The sequence below is a fragment of the Rhodococcus sp. 14-2470-1b genome (assembly GCF_002259415.1).
Classification (GTDB): Bacteria; Actinomycetota; Actinomycetes; order Mycobacteriales; family Mycobacteriaceae; genus Rhodococcoides.
The window spans coordinates 136460-154308 of sequence record NZ_NPFY01000016.1 but is presented as its reverse complement, the minus strand read 5'-3'; the positions used below and the strand labels follow the sequence as shown (position 1 = coordinate 154308).

Genomic DNA, 17849 nt, shown 5'->3' with positions numbered 1-17849 from the left:
ACCTCGACACAGGGACATCCCATGACACTTCTCGAACGAGAATCCGCGGATCCGACCGTGGACACCACTGCGCGTCGTTCCCCCCGCCTCAGGTTCGGAGACACCGGCGGAGTCGTCGTCGCGCTCGCCGCACTGATCGTCGTCGCGTCGATAACACAACCCAGCTTTCTGACGTGGTCCAACCTGATGAACATCGTGGGAGCCAACAGCGTCGCGTTGATGCTGGCCATGGGAGCAACATTCGTCATCATCGCCGGCGGAATCGATCTGTCGATCGTGTCGATGACCGCGGCCTCAGGCGTCGTGTTCGGCCTCCTACTGCAGTCCGGAGCACCCACGCTCGTCGCGGTTGTCGGCGCCCTCGCCATCGGGTCGGCGCTGGGAATTCTCAATGGCCTGCTCATCTCACGAGCAGGGATTTCCTTCCTGGTAGTCACACTCGGTATGGCATCGATCGCGGCCAGCCTGGCGCTGCTCGCCAACGGCGGGTCCACTGTCAACGTCTTCGACATTCCCGCGTTCGCTGCAGTGAACACCTTCGCGACCGGCAAGATCGGTGCGATCCCGATCATTGCCTTGTTCGACCTCGCGATGATCCTGGCGGCCGCGGGCGTCCTGACCTACACGCGATTCGGTCGGTCGGTCTTCGCGGTCGGATCCAACCGGGAGGCAGCTCGGCTCAACGGAATCAACGTCAAGAACGTCACCGCCGCCGTGTATGCGATCGCCGGACTGTCGGCCGGAATTGCCTGCCTGATCTCCGTCGGCCGACTTACCGGTGCGTCGCCGCAGATCGATCCAGCGCTGCTCAACGGTGTACTCGCCGCTGTCCTCATCGGTGGTACTTCCTTCAGCGGAGGCAAGGGAGGGATCTGGGGAACCGTCCTCGGTGTGGTGTTCCTCGGGGTCGTACAGAACGCGATGACGGTAGCCGACATCTCCAGTTTCTGGCGCCAAGCCGTCAATGGAGCCCTTCTGATCCTGGCCGTTGGTCTCGGCGTCCTCCGAACGAAAGCTGTCCAGAACCGACTTGCCGCACGGCGATCGCGCGGGGTGAAAAGCAATGTCTGACAACTCGGCACAGGACTGGACCGCAGTATGTACCACGCGCGATCTCGCACCAGGTGCCGCCGTCACCGTTCCGGATGCGTGCCCACCGATAGCAGTCTTCAACGTCGACGGTGATATTTGCGCGGTGGACGACACCTGTACCCATTCCGAGTACTCGCTGTCCGAGGGGTATCTCGAAGGCGATGAGATCGAGTGCGAACTTCACTTCGCCAAGTTCTCGGTACGAACCGGCGAAGCATTGACCGCGCCGGCCGTCGACCCCCTCGGGACCTACCCGGTCAAAGTCGAGAACGACACGATCTACGTAGCCATCGGGGCCCGCTGCGTACTTCAGCAATTCCGCGCCTGAACCCAATTCTGCTCCAGCCCAACGAGACAGGACCATCGATGAACAAGCACACACCCCGCGTCGTCACTGCGGCGCTCGCAGTGGGCAGCCTTGCGGCACTCACGGCATGCAGCGGCGCAGGAGCATCCAGTTCCGACACTTTCGTAGGAATGTCGTCGCCCGTTCTCGCCCAAGAGGGCCAGAAATACATGTCCGAAGGCTTCGCCGCCGCGACCCAGGAACTCGGCTGGGACTCCCAGGTCTACGACGCCAACCTCTCGGCTGACACCCAATTCTCCAACATTCAGACGATGGTCGATCGTCAGGCGTCCGCGGTCGCCGCTTGGGCGCTCGACGACGGCGCCATCGCAGGTGCGTATGCCAACGCCTCGGCATCGGATATCCCGGTGATCGGCATCAACTCCGCAGGCAGCAACGTCACCACGTCCGTCTGGTGGGAGGTCAACACCTGTAACAGCGGTGGCGTCGTCGAGCAGCTCGCGGACACGTTCGCCGAGGCAAAGCCCGGTGGCAAGATCGCCGTCGTGGGCGGGCCACCGGTACCGTCCATCGTCGCACTGACCCAGTGCTTCGTCGACGCAGCAACCGCAGCCGGGCTCACCATCGTCAGCCAGCAGGACAACACGCAGGACACGAGTGCGGGCGCGTCGGCACTCGCTCAGGACATGCTGTCCGCGAACCCGGAGATCGAAGGTTTCTGGACGTACAACGACGCCTCGGCATTGGGTGTTTCGTCGGTTCTCACCGGTTCCGGACGCAGCATCTATTCTCCGTCGAATCGAGACGGCCTCGTCGTGACCGGTGTCAACGGCGACGCATCCGCCATCAGTGCGGTTCGGAGCGGAACCCTGAGCGCGACGGTCGATACCGATCCGGTGTGTTCGGGATGGGCTGTCGCCGGGGCCATGCGCGACGCGCAGGACGGCACACCACCCGAGGAATACGTCGTCGCCAGTTCCATCGTGGACGGCGCCACCATCGCGGACTACGTCGAACCGGCAGAACGTACGTGCTCACTCGACGATCTTCCACTCGTCGGCTGAACCGATAGATCAAGGAGCACAGACAAGACATGATCGAACTCGAACTTCCCGAGCCCGACGGCAAGAATGTCACGGTCGGGCGCCACTCCATCCACTACATCGACATGGGCAGCGGACGCCCGACGGTCTTTCTCCACGGCGGTGGGCCCGGCTGCAACGGTTGGACCGATTTCGGCACTGTGGCAGGGACTTTCGCTCAGAATCGTCGAGTCATTCTGATGGACATGCTCCAGTACGGGCATTCGAGCAAGGAACCGTTCGTCGCGCCGAGGTGGAGCTACCATGCCAAGATCATTGCCCAGGCGCTCGACGCCATCGGAATCGAGAACGCCGATTTCGTATGCAACTCGATCGGCGGTTCGGCGGCTCTCGCCTTGGCCGCAGAACGGCCGGACCTCGTCGGCACACTCGTCCTCACCGGCAGTGAACCGGTGGCCGAGGGTGCTGTACCGCTGACGCCCGAACTAGGCCACGCAGGCATCACCGCATGGCCGAACTACTACGCCGACGAGGGCCCCACCAAAGCGAAATTGCTCGACATCATGGCGCAACTGGAATGGACCGGTGCGGAGAACATTCCGAGCTGGACGTTCGATCTCCGATGGGAGCTTTCCTGCCAGGCGGACTTGATTGCTCTCGGTGCCGACTGGTCGGCGGGCGGCGGACGCGGAATTCCGCAGGATCTCAGCCACCATCTCCCTCTCGTCACCGCGCGAACGCTGTTCCTGTGGGGCGACCGCGACGCATTCCTGACCGCGGACTACGCCCTGTCACTCACGCGCAAGGTCGAGGGTTCTTCGCTGTACGTGATGGCGAACGGACCACACCACATGGAAGAGGAGCGACCTGCAGAGTACGCCGCAGTCGTGTCCGCATTCCTCGACAACTGACAACACCGAACGGAACGGAGACCGACGTGACCGAAGTAACCGATTCAGCATCGTCACTGGACCGAAAGCTGACCGAACTGGTCGATTGGGAGAACGGGCTGATCGGCCCGGAGATCTTCATCGACGACGAGATCTACCGCAAGGAACTGGAGCAGGTCTTCGGACGTGCGTGGTTGTTCATTGCGCACGACTCGATGTTGCCGAACGCCGGTGACTTCTTCAACACCTACATGGGTGGTGACCCCGTCATCGCGATCCGGCAGAAGGATGGTTCGGTCAAAGCGTTCCTCAACGCGTGTCGTCACCGCGGAATGAAGATCTGCCGCGCCGAGGACGGTAACGCCAAGAACTTCATGTGCACCTATCACGGGTGGACCTACAACACCGCGGGCGAACTGATCAACGTCCCGAACCTCGACACCGCGTACTTCAACGAACTCGATCAGAAGCGTTGGGGTCTGGTGGAAGTCGCACAGATCGATCAGTACAAGGGTCTGTGGTTCGCGACGTTCGACGAGACCGCTCCCCCACTCCAGGACTTCCTGGCCGACATGACGTACTACATCGACGCGTGGGTCGATCGCACCCCCGGCGGCATCGAAGTTCTCCCTGGTGCCATCAAGTGGACGATCCACGGAAACTGGAAGATGGGCGCCGAGCAGTTCGGCGGTGACGGATACCACGCGATCATCACGCACGCATCGTCGCTCGGCACGTTCGATCCCTCGTTCCTGCGTGACATCAAGGGAATCGAGTTCACATCGCGTCAGGGCCACGGATATTCGATGGTGTTCGACCGGATGACTCGGTTCGGCGACGATCCGCTGGGACGCTACAACGAAGTCCAGGTACCCGAGCGGCTCGAACGCCTCGGTGACGCGCGAGCGAACACCGTCGGCAACTTCACCGTCTTCCCCAACCTGTCCGGACTTCCCGGATCAGCCAACCTGCGTATGTGGCATCCCAAGGGACCCAACGAATTCGAGATCTGGTCGTGGACCATCGTCGACAAGGACGCGCCGGACGAGGTCAAGCGTGCGCAGCGCACCTCAGCGGCCTTCACCGAGGGAGCCGCAGGTGTGGTGGAGACCGACGACGGCGAGAACTGGGACCTCATCGGCCAGATGCTCGAACGCGGCGTGCAGACGCGAAAGATGGCGTGGAACTATCAGATGGGTCACGGCCACGAGGTCGACAACGACCCCGTCTACCCCGGACGTGTGCTGCGCAACTACTTCGGTGAAGGCCCGCAGCGTGGATTCTACCGACGGTGGCTCGAATTCATGACGAGCACGGAGTGGCCACTCGCCGCTGCGGCCGAACCCGAACGGGCGGAGTACGAGGCCACCGAGATGAAGGCGTTGGCTGGCAGCCGCGCGGCACGCTTGGGGGTGACCGATGCTGACCACCGGTGAGCAGTCCAGGAAGTCGATCTCGGCTCCTCAGTTCCGTTCGATGGGCATGGAGCGGACTCCGCTCGAGCTGCAACACGCCGTCGAACAGTTCCTGTACGCGGAATCTGAGCTGCTCGACGACTGGCAGTGGCGCGCCTGGGTGGATCTGTTCACCGAGGATTCACACTACCGAATGCCGATCCGCCGCAACCAGCTTCGACGTCAGCGCAAGAGGGACGAGGCCGACGACATGGGCGGACTCGAAGTCGCGCACTTCGACGACGACCGCAAGTCGCTCGACATGCGCGTGCAACAGCTCGAAACCGGGATGCACTGGGCCGAGGATCCACCGTCGCGGTCGCGTCACCTCGTGACGAACGTGCGGCTACGTCCGGGTACCACCGAAGGCGAGTACTTCGTCCGATCCAACTTCTTCGTCTATCGGAACAGGTTGGAAGCGGAGGTCGATCTCTGGGCGGGCGAGCGTCGGGATGTCCTGCGTGCGAAGGGCGACAGTTTCCGCATCGCCGATCGCATCATCCTGCTCGACCAGAACCTGATCCTGTCCAAGAACCTCAGCGTGTTCTTCTGATTCCAGGAAATGAGCTATGCCCAACACCAAGTCATTTGTGATCGTCGGCGCCGGCATGGCGGGTGCACGCGCCGCTGAAACTCTCCGCAGCGACGGTTTCGAGGACCGGATATTCCTCATCGGGGACGAAGGCCGCCTTCCCTACGAGCGCCCACCGCTGTCGAAGGAATGTCTCGTCGGCACCAAACCTGTCGAGGTCGCCGATCTCCGTGCGTGGGAGGACTGGATGGACATGGCCGTCCATCTCGTCATGAACGACCGCGTCGGTTCCGTCGACACTTCCGAGGGCGCGGTCGTCCTGTCGAGCGGACTGCGGATCCGCGCGGACAAGGTGCTCCTCGCGACCGGCGGCGTGGCGAAGAAGTTGAACGTGCCCGGCATGACACTCGCCGGGGTTCACACGCTACGGACCGTCGACGATTGCGAGGCGCTCGGTGACCGTCTACGACGCGGGCGTCTCCGTGTCACGGTCGTCGGAGGCGGCTTCCTGGCGGCCGAAGTCGCCTCGGCGGCGTGCACCCTCGGGAACGACGTGACTTGGATCGATCGGGCGCGAGTTCCGTTGACCGGCACGGTAGGTGGCCATACCGCATCCGAACTGTCCGAGCGATACGCGAGTTCGGCGCTGACCGTGATGTCGGCGTCGACGGTGGCGTCGATCGACGGGATCGACGCGGTGACCGGGGTGACGCTCGACTCCGGAGTTACCGTTCCCACCGACGTCGTACTCGTCGCAATAGGACAGCACCCCTCCCTCGGCTACCTCGATCGCGCCCAGTTCGGATCGGGCCGTGGTCTCCCGGTCGACGAGCGATTGGAGTCTGCGGTACCCGGTGTCTTCGCGGCCGGGGACGTGGCCAACTTCGTCGACCCGTACATGGGCGGACGGACCAGACACGGGACCTGGATGAATGCCCAGAATCAGGGAAGGTTTGCGGCTCGGGCGATGATGGGTTCGTCGACCGCGTACTGCGACGTGCCGTGGTGCTGGTCCGATCACTTCGGAATCAACGTGCAGATCGCCGGCCGGGTGGACGAAACGGCCGACATCGTGGAACGACGCCATGCAAGCGGTGCCGTATCGACCTTCTATGTCGACGGCGATCGACTCGTCGGCGCGGTCGGTGTGGATGCACAGCGGGACATCCGCGCCGCGATGCTCATCATGGAGCGCGGCAGCCGCGTCGATCGAGAGGCCCTTGCCGACAGTACAACCGATCTACGACGCCTCGGGAAGGAGCCGGTGGCATGACAACAGCGCCAGCGTTCCCAATGGCTCTGCTCGACAACCGTTTTCAACACAGTCTCGCCACCGACGAGATGGAGATCGGATTCCAGGACCGCGGACGGGGCACCCCGCTCGTCTTCGTCCAGGCATGGGGTCCCCGCCCCGGCGCCACTGCCGCTCTCGTGTACGACAAAGTCTTTCCGCTACTCGAGGACCGCTTTCGGTGCATAGCCGTCGACCTCCCGAACTACGGTCTCACCGGGCCGGTCGAATACAAGGAACCGGTACACGACGTGAGCGCACGGGCAGTGCTGGCTGTCCTCGATCACCTGGGTATCGAGGAAGCACCGTTCGTCGGGTGTTCGATGGGCGCAACCACGGCGATCGACATCGCTCTGGCGCAGCCCGATCGCGTATCGAGAATGCTGATCGGTGCCTGCCACGCATCGACGGGCGGCGACCCGTACCTCTTGACACCGTTTCCGTCCGAAGTGATGCGGTTGTACCAGGAAGCCGACGCCGATCCCGAGGACGAGGACAAGCTCCGACGAATGCTGCGCGCGTTGTGGTTCGACAACGCGCTCGTGACCGATGAACTGGTCGACGCACTACAAACTGTGAGGCTGACCCTCACCGATCACTGGGCGGCCGAACGTAATTCGGTCAGCGTGCCGCACAGCAACATGGCTGCGCTCAGTCGGCTCGATATGCCGGTCACCGTCGTTCACGGCCGTCACGATCGGATGGTCCCGTTCGAACAAGCACTTGCCATCGGCTCGTATATCGAGCACGCGGACGTCCGCCTGTTGGCGCGATGCGGCCATTGGCCTGCATACGAGCGGCCGGACGCTTTCGTCGAAGCGATCCAGTCGCTTCTCGCACAGAACTGAAGCATCTCGTCATGGTTTCTCGGGCACAGCCCGAGAAGCCATGCCGTGGTACAGACGAGCAAGGTGGACTCGTGTGCTGATGCCGAGCTTGGTGTATATGTTCTTCACGTGCTGTCGAACCGTGTGGAGGCTGAGCACCAACTCGTCGGCGATATCCTTGTCCGAAAAGCCCGCCGCGACCAGACCGGCGACGTCGTACTCTCTGATGGTCAACGACTGTAATTGGTTTCCCCGGGTCCGCGACTCGGCGGACTCGAGCGCAATCTCGAGCATGTAAGCCCCGGGCCTGTCAGGCACCGCCCTGATCGTGCTCTCCAACACGTCCTTCTCGCCGTTGAGCAAGCGGACAAGATACGAACGATGACTGACGTCTCCCGATATCCCGATATCGCGCAGGATTCGGAAAAGGATGTTCTGACCTTCCTGCAGTCCACCCACAACCCTCGTTGCTGCAGGATTGAGCACCGGTTCGTTGGACTCGGCACTGAAGAACACCAGCGCCGACGAACCCGCCTCGATCGCGAACGCTGCGGATGCCAACCGATCCTCGAGATACTTACGCTTCCGCAATCCCGCGACGGCGCCACCCACCACTCCCGCCGCAACGGCCATCAACTGCATGTCCACATCGGTCACCTCGGTGGCAACCCGATCCGAAGCGAAGTCGATGGTCCCGATGATTTTGCCGTCGACAACGATCGGCGCCTTCAGGACGTGCACCATGTTCTCGAGCCGATCCACTCGTTGATAGATCTCGGTCTGCACCCATTGGTCGATCGACTGCTCGGATAAGTTGTAGACCGGGGCGGAACTGGACATCACCTGCTGTAGTTCGTGGTCGACCGGGCGCCCGAGCTGTTCGTAGGTCCGCATGAACCGCTCGCTCACATTGCGAGACGCATGCCACGCAGGCGACGTGCCACCATCGTCGAAGAGATACAGCGCTCTCATCGGGAAGTCGAATACGCTCTCCACCGAAGTGAGGTATGCATCTCCTAATTGCTCGAGATCGTCCGCAGCAACCAGTGCGGGGCCGAGGTCGGCGAGATTTCGAAATCGATTGTGCGGGCTGGACATCATCTCGGGGCTGCTTTCGTTCCTGCGCAGAGACAGCGCTGACGCTAGGGCACACGCCGTTGGGCCCAATCGCGGTATGGATGATGATAGGCCGCGCCTCATCACCTCGCTCCCTGAAGTCCAGCGGTCTGCGTCACTCGGACCGAATGAACCGTTCGGTCACTCCAAGTGACCAAATGCCACGTTCGGTCCGGAAAAGGGCCGGCAGGGTGTGGTCCACGACACGTCGAAGCGTTACACTTAATCTACAAGTGTCACGCAAAGGAGCCAAGACGATGGTCGAGTGGGTGACGTCTGCATGGAATGCGCTGCCCGAGCCGCTACGCGATCCGGTGGCGTTGGCGATTCCGGCGTTTGCTCTGCTTCTGGTGATCGAGTGGTGTGCCGCGATCAAGCTCGAGGACGGCGACAGGGGCAGCTACAAGGGAGCCGATGCGCGGGCGAGCCTCGGGATGGGCGTCGTGTCGATTGCGACGACGACGGTGTGGAAGACCTTGGCTCTGTTCGGTTACACGGCGCTGTACGTGTACGTCGCGCCGTGGCATCTACCGGCCGACGCCTGGTACACGTGGGTGATTCTCATCGTGGGCGTCGATGTCCTCTTCTACGCGTATCACCGCACTGCGCACCGCACGCGGATCATCTGGGCGACGCATCAGGCGCACCATTCCAGTGAGTATTTCAACTTCAGCACTGCTCTCCGACAGAAGTGGAACAACAGTGGCGAGATCGTCATGTGGCTTCCGTTGCCGTTGTTGGGGATTCCGCCGTGGATGGTGTTCGTAGGCTTCTCGATCAACCTGGTGTATCAGTTCTGGGTTCACACGGAACGGATCGACAAGCTGCCTCGCGTGATCGAGTTCGTGTTCAACACGCCGTCGCATCATCGGGTGCATCACGGGAACGATCCGCAGTATCTCGACAAGAACTACGGCGGCATCTTCATCGTGTGGGACAGGCTGTTCGGCAGCTACGCCGACGAGGTGGCGCGGCCGCATTACGGCCTGACGAAGAAGGTCGACACATTCAACATCTGGACCCTTCAGACACACGAATACCGCTCCATCGCACGGGATGTAGCGGCATCGCGGTCGTGGCGTGAACGATTCGGTTTCGTCCTCGGCCCGCCGGGGTGGACGCCGAGCAGGGCTGAGGCGAAAGAGACTAGTTCGAGTTCAGGTTGATCAGGAAGTCGACCGATCCCGAGCCCTCGACGGTCACGAATCCGAGCGACGGAGGCTCGATACCGAAGTCCGCCCACGTCGTCGGGATGCTTCCCGACGCGATGAGGGTGTCACCGGACTGCAGAACCTCCATGTCGACCGAAACCGGGCGGGACTGATCCTTCAGTGTCAACGTCCCTTCCGCGGTAACGGTGGCCGTCGTACCGTCCTTGGGGAGAGACGACAGATCGACGGGTGAATCGAACGTGAACGTCGCCGTCGGGTAGGTCGCGGTGTCGAAGATGTTGCCGCGGAACTGGTTGTCGCGACGGTCACTGTCCGTGGTGATCGACCCGGTCTGGACCGTCACCTCACCGTCGGTGAGCGTGGTGTCAGCGATCGTGACATCGCCGCTGACGTCTGGAGTCGAGCCGACCACTGTGACGTCGGAGCCGTTGAGCACCTCGTCGACGGTGTATCCCGCTGCCGTCGTGTTCGACGCGTCGCCTGGGACGATGGTCCATGTTCCGTCCAGGTCGTCGGTGGAGGCGGCTTGCGCTCCCTCGGTCGAGACCGTCGCGGCGGGCGCATCGTCCTCTTGGAACGACGCATAGATCTTGGGACCGAAGTACGCACCGAGCGCGATCACGACGACGAGTGCGCCGGCTATCCACCATTTCTTTGTCATGCCTCGCAATGCTAGTTGCACCTTCAACTCGATGGGGGCTCGTACGCCTGGCAACTTGCTGAGAAGTTTGTCCGATACCGCCGTGTCGGGTCGTCACCCCGCTGCTGGACAATAGGGACATGGACCCGATCGAAGCTCTGCGCGAGATCGCCTACTGGCTCGAGCGCTCGCGCGCGGATACCCACCGCGTCAAGGCGTACCGTCGTGCTGCCGACGTGGTCGAATCATTGAGCGAGACTGCACGATCCGAGCGCCAGAAGACCGATTCGTGGTCCGCGTTGCCGGGCATCGGAGCCAAGACGTCACTCATCATCCGTCAGGCACTGGCCGGCGATGTACCGGACTTTCTTGCCGAGAAGCGCGCCGAGGCCGAGCCGATCGGCGACAACGATCTCCGGTCCGCCCTCAAAGGGGATCTGCACACCCATTCCAACTGGTCCGACGGCGGCAGCGGCATCGAGGAGATGATGCGTACTGCCGCTCGGCTCGGTCACGAGTACTGCGCGCTCACCGATCATTCCCCCCGACTCAAGGTGGCCAACGGATTGTCGGCGGATCGGCTGAGGAAGCAACTCGCCGTCGTTGCCGAACTCAACGAGGAACTCGCGCCGTTCCGAATTCTCACCGGTATCGAGGTGGACATCCTCGACGACGGCAGCCTGGATCAGGACGAGGGCTTGCTCGCCGAACTGGATATCGTTGTCGCCAGCGTGCATTCGAACCTGCGGGCCGACTCCGAGTCCATGACCCGCCGCATGGTCAACGCAATCGCCAACCCCCACGTCGACGTCTTGGGACATTGCACCGGCAGGCTCGTCGAGGGAGGCCGGGGCACGAGGCCGGAATCGAAGTTCGACGCCGAGGTGGTGTTCGAAGGATGCAAGCAGTTCGGCACCGCCGTGGAGATCAACGCCAGGCCCGAGCGTCAGGACCCGCCGGAGCGCCTCATCGACATCGCGTTGGAGCGGGGCTGTCTGTTCTCGATCGACACCGACGCACATGCGCCCGGTCAGCTCGATTGGCAGGGTTACGGGGCGTTACGCGCCGAGGCCCGGGGCGTCCCGGCTGAACGCGTCGTCAACACCTGGTCGGCCGAGGACCTTCTCGCGTGGACCGGTGAGAGCCGGTGAGAAACAAACGTGTCGCTGCCTTCCTCGTGACGGTGGCGTTGACCGCCGGCTGCAGCGGGGCGACAGTGCACACACCGCCCCCGATTCCGACGCCGTCGCCCGCACTGATCCCTGCCCTGGCGGATCCACCGATCAGGCTTCTCTACGGCGCCGACGAGGACAACGTGGGTGATCTGTATCTGCCGGACAACGGCTCGGACTCCCTGCCCGTTGTCGTGATGGTGCACGGTGGCGGGTGGCAACAGAGGTACGACAAGTCGTATTTCGGACCGATCTCCGAGGCCGTCGCCGACCGCGGAATTGCAGTATGGAACATCGAATACCGCCGTGGCACCGGCAATTACCGCGATACACTCGCCGACGTCGACAATGCGATGGAAGCACTGGCCAACACCGTCCAGGAAGCAGCAGGCGGCCGGTTGGACCTGGACCGAGTTCATGTGGCCGGCCACTCGGCCGGTGGCCAACTCGCCGCGTGGTTGGCTGGACGCCACACACTGGACGCGTCGGCTCCCGGTGCGCAGCCGAAGATCATGCCGCGCAGCGCGACGATCATGGCCGGCGTCTTCGACATGGCACGCGCAGCCAACATCGGAGGCGACAAACTCGTCCCCGCGTTCCTCGGGGGTATGCCCGATCAAGTTCCCGACCGTTATCGTGTTGCCTCGCCGATCGCGCATCTGCCCATCGGCACACCGGTGACGGCAATCCACGGTGACGCCGACAAGACCGTGTCCGTGAACCAGAGCAAGGCTTATGCCGACGCCGCACGCGCCGCGGGCGATACTGTCGACGTCATCGTTCTGCCGGGGGCTGGGCACGGAGATTTCACGAACAGCGGCTCGGTCGCGTGGCGCACGACGGTCGACGCCATTGCCTCCCACGCGGCTGATGTCGAGTGACGTCTGGTACACACTTGGCCATGAAGCGGACCATTGTCGCGGGCGCAGTAGTGGTGCTAGCACTTGCCGGATGCAGCTCGGACGATCAGCCTTCGGCCGCGCCCAGCACACCCTCCACGTCGACGACGACGGCGACGCCCGCCCCTTCCACGACTGCGGAGTCGCCGCCTGCCGCTCCGGCCGAATCCGTCGTACCCGAGACCACACCGGCGGACGCTCCCCCACCGGCACCCGTGCAATTGCCCATCGACCAGGGTGACGGGTCGAACCGGCCCACCGGAGAGCAACTGTACGTCGAGACCTGCCAACAGTTCCTTGCCGCGATCGATGCCCTCGCTGTCACCGGAGCTCCGCGGGACGTGACCGTCCAGGGGATTTCCGCACAGCTGCAGGCCAATCCGAGCTGGTCGACGGTCCCTCCCGAGGACCAGCAGCAGATGCTCCGCGGTTTGGACGCAGCCGGCCTCGGCAGCTGCTAGACCGAGGCGGCGGGAGTGAAGCAGCTGTCAGGTGTACAGCTGTCAGGTGTACAGCTGTCAGGTGTACAGCTGTCAGGTGTACAGCCTGGCGATGAATGCTTCGATGTTCTCCTGAACCCGTACGACGCGCTCCTCGGTGCTGAGGTTCTCGCGGTACCGGTTGCCCAGCGCCGGGGTCTTCTTGCCTCGTGCGTACAGAGAGCACAGTAGGTCCGTGCACATGTAGGTGCCGACGGTGTTTCCGCGCCGCCCTGATTCGCCGGTCTTCTTGGCGGTCATGAGCGATACGTCGCCGCGTGAGTGCGTCGTCGTGCAGATGGTGCACATCTGCGCGCGGTCGGATCCGCCGGATTCGTGTTTGAGCGCGACGCCGACCAGCTCGTCGCCCTTGGGTAGGACGATGTAGCTTCGACCTGCGTACGACGGGTCGGACCAACCGAGGAAATCCAACTGTTCCCAGTCGGTGTCGGTCAGGGTGGATGGCAGGTTCAGTCGTTTGGCGTCGCCCTTGGAACAGTTCACGAACGACTGTCTGATCTCTTTCTCGGTGATGGACTGCATGTGTGTTCTCCCGGAACGTCAGGCCTTCGGCCAGTTTTCGAGTGCGTGGTGGAGTACGTCGAGTACTCGCTGCCACGTCTGTTCGGATTCTCGCGGGGGGATGCCGTAGCCGAATCCCCCCGAGCTCTCGATCTCGATGAAGCCATGAAATGTACTGCCCAGCAAGCGGACTGCATCGGTTTCGTCGGGTTCGGGCAAGTTGTACGCGCGTAGGATCGCCCGCGACATATGCGAGTGTTTGCGTGCGTCACTCGCGAGCGCCACGTCCGCATCGAGCTCGTATCGAGTCGAGTCGTATCTCCCTGGATGTTGGCGGGCGAAATCGCGGTACGCGTTGGCGAACGCGACGAGCGCATCTCTGCCCGCCCGCCCCGCCACGGCGTCGGATACCCAATCGGCCAGTTCGGACAGCGAGGCGACAGCCACCCGTTGCCGGAGATCTCGCAAATTCTTGATGTGCGAGTAGAGGCTGGCGTCTTTCACGCCGAACGATTTGGCCAGGGCAAGAACAGTGACGTTCTCGAACCCGATCTCGTCCGCCATGTCCGCGGCCGCCGCGGTGAGGCGAGCAGCATTGAGGCCTGCGCGTGCCATCGTTACCTCCTCCCTAGCCGGAACCGGCTTTTGCCTAATAACACTAGGAAATAGTAGACGCAGGCGAGCTTTGCTGCAAACCATTTACCCCGGCGCACAACGACCGCTCGTAACAGACCTTTCGGTTTTCGAGGTTAGCCTTGCCTACCGAGAATGTGTAAGGATCTAATCCGACCGGTGGGCTGGTGCCCGTGAAGAACAGAAGATTGCGAGTGCGCATGACGGTGCAATCCGAACCGCTGACCGCGGACGATGCAGGCAACAGCCTTCCGCGGACGGTTGCTCGACAGAACAAGAAAGACCAAGCGCATGCCCGACGCGCAATCCTCGCGCCGGTCGGTCGCACCCTGACGGTGGCCAGTGTCATCGCGGCAGTTGCCGCAGTGTGCGCCGTCGCCCCGTTCATGGTGATCGTCGAGATGTGCCGTGAGCTGCTGGACGAATCCACCGATACCGGGCGGATCTGGGTGCTGCTGTTCGTCGCGTTCGGGGCACTGGGTGCGCAGATACTTCTGCAAGCGGTAGCGATGACTCTGTCCCACCTCACGGATGCGGGGTTTCAACTCTCGTTGCGTAGAGCGTTGGCGCTGAAACTCACCAGGGTTCCACTCGGCTGGTTCGCGTCTCACAATTCCGCGGAGATCAAGGGCTATCTACAGGACGACGTCGACGCACTCCACTACCTCGTCGCGCATGCGCGGCTGGAGTTCGTCGGGGCCGTGGTGATACCTCTGGTCACGCTGGTGTACCTCTTCACTGTCGAGTGGAGACTGGCATTGTTGCTGATCCTCCCGCTGCTGGTCTACGCAATTCTGTTGAGCCGCATGATGGATCAGTCCAGTCGCGACCGTCTCGCGGTGTTCAATCGGTGGAATCGTCGGCTGCGTTCCGCAACAATCGAATACGTCGACGGCATCCAGGTGGTCCGCGCATTCGGCCAGGCAGGGAAAGCACACAGGTCGTTCCAGGACTCCGTCGACGGTCAGGCCGACGCCCTCGGCAAGTTCAAGACACCGATGATCCCATTGCAGGCGACTGCGGACGTCGTCATCTCTCCGGTCTTCGTGATGCTGTTGACGGTCGTAGGCGGGTTGATCGGGGTGTCCCAGGGGTGGTTCGACGCCATCGACGTCCTGCCGTTCCTCCTCGTCGGCCTCGGAATAGGCAGCGCTGCAATGGGACTCGGCTACAGTGGTCAGGCCCTGAGGGACGGCGCCGTTGCCGCGCAGCGACTGCACGCTCTGCAGGAGGAGTCCGAACTGGCCGTCGCTACCACCGATGCGCCCGGCATCGTCGACGGGACGGTCGAGTTCGAGTCCGTGAGCTTCGGCTACCGACAGGACCGTGCCGTTCTCCACGACGTATCGTTCGAGCTCTCGCCGGGAACCATCACCGCTCTGGTGGGCCCGTCGGGATCGGGGAAGTCGACCCTCGCGGCCCTGTTGCCTCGGTTCTACGACGTGGAGTCCGGACGAATCACGATCGGCGGCAGGGACATCCGCGCCATCGGACCGGAGGAGCTCTACCGCACAGTGGGGTTCGTGTTCCAGGACGTCCGTCTCATCGCCGGAAGTATTCGTGACAATCTGCTCCTCGCACGTCCCGACGCCGACCAAGCGGCGCTGGAGGTCGCAACTCGCGCAGCTCGGATCCATGAGCGCATCGCTGCACTCCCGCGCGGTTACGACTCGGAAATAGGCATCGACGCCTCCCTGTCCGGCGGTGAAGCCCAGCGACTATCGATTGCCCGCACCTTACTCGCCGACACACCGATCCTGGTTCTGGACGAGGCGACCGCGTTCGCCGATCCGGAGTCCGAGGCCTCGGTGCAGGACGCTCTTGCGGTGCTGGTCTCCGGAAGAACCGTGTTGGTGATAGCACACCGCCTGCACACCGTTACCGGCGTCGACCAGATCCTGGTGTTGGAGAAGGGAGCGATCGTCGAGCGCGGCACGCACGACGATCTGGTCCACGGCGGTGGGCTCTACCAGAGGCTCTGGGATGTCAACGAAGCTGCGTTGGGCGCCGCCGTACACGTGGAGGAGAACCGATGATCGCTGCAGTCTTCCGTCTCGTACCCGACGAGTACGCGCATCTCAACCCCCGACTGATCGCCGTCACGGTCGCGCAGGCACTGTCGCAGGCCGCGGCGTATTGCTTGCTCGTGCCGCTGCTCGAGGCATTGTTCGACGGCGACACCGGCCGCGCATGGCGCTGGGCGGCAGTCATGGCCGTTGCCGTCGCTCTGATGGGCGGGCTCACGGTCCTGCAAGCAACGCTCGGTCTGCGAATCGCCATCGGAATGCAGTCGGGACTGCAGACTCGCTTGGGTGATCGGCTCAATGCTCTCCCACTCGCGTGGTTCGAGACCCACAACGCTGCATCGGTGTCCCGCATCGTCATCGACAACGTCCTCGACATCCAGCACGCCGTCGCATACCTCACGGCCAAGCTGATCACCAGCATCCTCGTTCCCGTCGGAGTTGGCGTGGGAATGCTGTTCGTGGACTGGAGAATTGCTCTGTCCATGCTCGTCGCCGCACCGATTCTCCTCGCCGTCAACCGACTCGGGAACGCAGCGTACGTCCGCGCGGACGAGCGAACACATGCAGCTGCCACCGAGGCGGACACACGCGTCGTGGAATTCGCTCAGGCTCAACCCGTTCTGCGTGCGTTCGGCGCTGTCGGCGACGGTAACCGCGCGCTGGGCGCGGCCTTGGAAGCACAGAAGTCCGCGGCAACTCGTAACGTAGCATCGGCCGTCACCGGCGTGATCATGTTCGGCCTTCTCGTGCAGGCCGCATTCCTGGCTCTCACCTATGTAGTCGTCGGCCAAGTGACGGGCGGTGCGATCTCCACCGCCGCAGCCATCGCGCTGATCGCGGTGAGTGCGCGTTTCATCGAACCACTCAATCAGGCGGCACAGATCGGAACCGCGTTGCGGTCAGCGTCGACGTCGATCGCCCGCGCGACGGAGTTGCTCGTCGAACCTGCTCTGCCCGAAACGAATTCGTCGGTCCAGCCCGACGCGCCCGCCGTGGAATTCACCGGTGTCACCTTCGGCTACGGTGAGACCCCCGTCGTCTCCGACGTGTCGTTCTCCGTCGAGGCCGGTACGACGACGGCAATCGTCGGCCCCAGCGGATCGGGCAAGACCACACTGCTTCGGCTTGCTGCTCGATACGCCGACGTCGACGAAGGCAGCATCACGGTCGGCGGACACGACGTGCGTGCACAACCGTCGGAAACGTTGTTCGGGCAGTTGTCACTGGTGTTCCAGAACGTCTACCTGTTCGAGCGGTCCATTGCCGAGAACATCAGGATCGGGAGACCCGACGCTTCCGACGACGACATCCGTCGAGCCGGCGCGATCGCCTGCGTGGACGACATCGTCGAACGACTCCCCGACGGATACGACAGCGAAGTCGGCGAAGGCGGAACCACCCTGTCCGGCGGCGAGCGTCAACGTGTATCGATCGCCCGGGCGTTGCTCAAGGACGCACCGATCGTCCTTCTCGACGAAGCAACCAGTGCCCTCGACCCGCACAACGAAGCCGTCGTCGTCCGGGGCATCCATGAGCTGACTCGGGACAAGACCGTCATCGTCGTCGCACACCGACTCGCCACCATCGCGCACGCGGACCAAATTCTGTTCCTGCACGACGGGCGCATCGTCGAACGTGGAACACACGACGAACTCCTCGCCCTCGACGGCCGATACGCCGGCTTCTGGCACGAGCGCTCGCGGTCCAGCGGCTGGAGGTTGGAGCGCACTCCCTCCATCGCTTGACGTGACCC

General features: G+C 63.1%; 18 protein-coding genes. 14 read left to right on the top strand and 4 right to left on the bottom strand.

Annotated elements, in window-relative coordinates; genetic code table 11:
* Positions 1–21 precede the first annotated feature (21 nt).
* From CH293_RS12845 to CH293_RS12810, 8 genes are read left to right on the top strand one after another with little or no spacing between them, the layout of a single operon-like run.
* Complete coding sequence (locus CH293_RS12845) at positions 22–1071, top strand: ABC transporter permease (protein ID WP_094720441.1); 1050 nt, start codon at positions 22–24, stop codon at positions 1069–1071.
* Positions 1064–1420 (top strand): bifunctional 3-phenylpropionate/cinnamic acid dioxygenase ferredoxin subunit, encoded by a 357-nt coding sequence (locus CH293_RS12840; protein ID WP_094720440.1) that lies wholly within the window; start codon positions 1064–1066, stop codon positions 1418–1420. Before CH293_RS12845 ends, CH293_RS12840 begins: the two co-directional genes overlap by 8 nt.
* A gap of 38 nt (positions 1421–1458) precedes the next feature.
* A complete protein-coding gene (locus CH293_RS12835; protein ID WP_094720439.1) occupies positions 1459–2463 on the top strand; it encodes a sugar ABC transporter substrate-binding protein in 1005 nt (334 codons plus the stop codon).
* A gap of 29 nt (positions 2464–2492) precedes the next feature.
* Positions 2493–3353, top strand: a complete 861-nt coding sequence (locus CH293_RS12830; protein ID WP_094720438.1) for an alpha/beta fold hydrolase — start codon at positions 2493–2495, stop codon at positions 3351–3353.
* 26 nt (positions 3354–3379) lie between these two features.
* The gene (locus CH293_RS12825; RefSeq protein ID WP_255122838.1) at positions 3380–4768 is read left to right on the top strand and encodes an aromatic ring-hydroxylating dioxygenase subunit alpha; all 1389 of its coding nucleotides are present in this window, start codon (positions 3380–3382) and stop codon (positions 4766–4768) included.
* The gene (locus CH293_RS12820) at positions 4752–5339 is read left to right on the top strand and encodes a 3-phenylpropionate/cinnamic acid dioxygenase subunit beta (protein ID WP_094720437.1); all 588 of its coding nucleotides are present in this window, start codon (positions 4752–4754) and stop codon (positions 5337–5339) included. The genes CH293_RS12825 and CH293_RS12820 overlap by 17 nt, the downstream gene beginning before the upstream one ends.
* A gap of 16 nt (positions 5340–5355) precedes the next feature.
* Entirely contained in the window at positions 5356–6591 is a 1236-nt protein-coding gene (locus CH293_RS12815) for an NAD(P)/FAD-dependent oxidoreductase (protein ID WP_094720436.1), read from the top strand.
* Positions 6588–7457 (top strand): alpha/beta fold hydrolase, encoded by an 870-nt coding sequence (locus tag CH293_RS12810; protein ID WP_094720435.1) that lies wholly within the window; start codon positions 6588–6590, stop codon positions 7455–7457. Before CH293_RS12815 ends, CH293_RS12810 begins: the two co-directional genes overlap by 4 nt.
* A 9-nt stretch (positions 7458–7466) precedes the next feature.
* On the opposite strand, the gene CH293_RS12805 is transcribed toward CH293_RS12810, so the two are convergent.
* On the bottom strand, positions 7467–8537 hold the full coding sequence (locus tag CH293_RS12805) for a LuxR C-terminal-related transcriptional regulator (protein ID WP_176459992.1): 1071 nt from the start codon (positions 8535–8537) through the stop codon (positions 7467–7469).
* A gap of 272 nt (positions 8538–8809) precedes the next feature.
* Between CH293_RS12805 and CH293_RS12800 the strand changes: the two genes are divergently transcribed.
* The gene (locus tag CH293_RS12800) at positions 8810–9718 is read left to right on the top strand and encodes a sterol desaturase family protein (RefSeq protein ID WP_037108758.1); all 909 of its coding nucleotides are present in this window, start codon (positions 8810–8812) and stop codon (positions 9716–9718) included.
* On the opposite strand, the gene CH293_RS12795 is transcribed toward CH293_RS12800, so the two are convergent.
* The gene (locus CH293_RS12795) at positions 9699–10385 is read right to left on the bottom strand and encodes a YceI family protein (RefSeq protein WP_094720433.1); all 687 of its coding nucleotides are present in this window, start codon (positions 10383–10385) and stop codon (positions 9699–9701) included. The two genes, CH293_RS12800 and CH293_RS12795, sit on opposite strands and share 20 nt — an antisense overlap.
* A gap of 119 nt (positions 10386–10504) precedes the next feature.
* Between CH293_RS12795 and CH293_RS12790 the strand changes: the two genes are divergently transcribed.
* The 3 genes from CH293_RS12790 to CH293_RS27900 are packed head-to-tail and all read left to right on the top strand — an operon-like array spanning position 10505 to position 12896.
* Entirely contained in the window at positions 10505–11515 is a 1011-nt protein-coding gene (locus CH293_RS12790) for a PHP domain-containing protein (RefSeq protein WP_094720432.1), read from the top strand.
* Complete coding sequence (locus CH293_RS12785) at positions 11512–12417, top strand: S9 family peptidase (protein ID WP_094720431.1); 906 nt, start codon at positions 11512–11514, stop codon at positions 12415–12417. The genes CH293_RS12790 and CH293_RS12785 overlap by 4 nt, the downstream gene beginning before the upstream one ends.
* Positions 12418–12437: 20 nt before the next feature.
* Positions 12438–12896, top strand: coding sequence for a hypothetical protein (locus CH293_RS27900; RefSeq protein ID WP_141217176.1), 459 nt, complete (start codon positions 12438–12440; stop codon positions 12894–12896).
* Between the two features lie 72 nt (positions 12897–12968).
* Here CH293_RS27900 and CH293_RS12775 read toward each other — a convergent pair whose 3' ends face one another.
* Positions 12969–13457, bottom strand: coding sequence for an FBP domain-containing protein (locus tag CH293_RS12775; RefSeq protein WP_037108152.1), 489 nt, complete (start codon positions 13455–13457; stop codon positions 12969–12971).
* A gap of 18 nt (positions 13458–13475) precedes the next feature.
* On the bottom strand, positions 13476–14051 hold the full coding sequence (locus tag CH293_RS12770) for a TetR/AcrR family transcriptional regulator (RefSeq protein WP_094720429.1): 576 nt from the start codon (positions 14049–14051) through the stop codon (positions 13476–13478).
* A gap of 218 nt (positions 14052–14269) precedes the next feature.
* Between CH293_RS12770 and CH293_RS12765 the strand changes: the two genes are divergently transcribed.
* Both CH293_RS12765 and CH293_RS12760 read left to right on the top strand, forming a co-directional pair.
* Positions 14270–16105, top strand: a complete 1836-nt coding sequence (locus CH293_RS12765; protein ID WP_255122837.1) for an ABC transporter ATP-binding protein — start codon at positions 14270–14272, stop codon at positions 16103–16105.
* Positions 16102–17841, top strand: a complete 1740-nt coding sequence (locus CH293_RS12760) for an ABC transporter ATP-binding protein (RefSeq protein WP_094720427.1) — start codon at positions 16102–16104, stop codon at positions 17839–17841. The genes CH293_RS12765 and CH293_RS12760 overlap by 4 nt, the downstream gene beginning before the upstream one ends.
* The last annotated feature ends 8 nt before the right edge of the window (positions 17842–17849 follow it).